This is a genomic window from Paraburkholderia sp. RL17-368-BIF-A (assembly GCF_046054045.1).
Taxonomy (GTDB): Bacteria; Pseudomonadota; Gammaproteobacteria; order Burkholderiales; family Burkholderiaceae; genus Paraburkholderia; species Paraburkholderia graminis.
Genome location: NZ_JARESN010000040.1, coordinates 1 through 962, shown reverse-complemented (window position 1 = coordinate 962; position 962 = coordinate 1). Strand labels below are relative to the sequence as shown.

Sequence of the window (962 nt, the reverse complement as noted above, 5' to 3'; positions counted from 1 at the left end):
GGAGCCGGAAACGCCGGTCGGCGGGGATCGCCTTGTAGCTGTTCGAATACGACGCATCGCGCGCGCCGCTGTGCGTGACCTCAATGATCACCTGGCCTTTCGGCGCGTCGGGCAGGACAATATCCGTCTCCAGCACGCTTGCGCACTGCAACGCGAGTACGTTGCTTTCGCCCTCGTAAATGACCTGTCGTGCGATGGCCGCCTCGTGGCGCAACTGCGCTTCCCACTTGGCGCCGGTCTGGTCGAGATGATGCGTGCCGTAGATGTAGGGCTGTCCGTAGGTCGTGGAATCGCCAGGCGCGACGTTAGCCGAATCCCGGTATCGCTCCCATGCTGACTCAGGGTTATAGTCCGCAACCATGAACGACTGCGGCACTGTCTCTGTGTGAGTCTTCAGTGTCGTCACCGCCTCCACGCCGCCCGCTTCGAGACCGGCCGCTTCGCGGTACGGCACGATCCGCCGTGGATCGTCATAGAGATAATGATCGATGTCATCTGCAAAGACGATCTGGTCACCGTATTCCGTTTCCACGATAAAACAGTAGATCCCCGCCTTCTCCATCAGCATGTGGACATAATCGAAATCGGTCATCTGGTGCTGGAAGCGCCAGAGATGGACCGGATACTGACGGCGCAGACGGAACGATGTCTGGTGATCCCGGATGCCATGACGGCGCAACACCGCCATGAGGATCTGCGGTGTGGTGACGCGCTGGTAGACGTGCGTATCCGTAACCGCCTGGAGCCGTCCGAAGTGTGACTTCAGAACGACCTCGTACTTTACGTAGTCCTTCGTGGTCTGGATGGTGGAGAAGCGCTCGATGAAACCACTGAATTTCCGCACTGTTCCATCGTCATTCTCGATGCCGAAAACCGCATCAAGGTTCAGATAGTCAGCCCGTGCAAGCTGCTGCGGGTGGGTCAACTCGATGCGCACCTCGGTGGGCGCGCCCATCTTCTCG

At 59.3% G+C, this 962-nt stretch carries 1 protein-coding gene; it reads right to left on the bottom strand.

The window, feature by feature from the left end:
* Positions 1-962: type VI secretion system Vgr family protein (locus P0D87_RS31520; RefSeq protein WP_408637121.1), on the bottom strand; the 962-nt coding region annotated here is incomplete at both ends.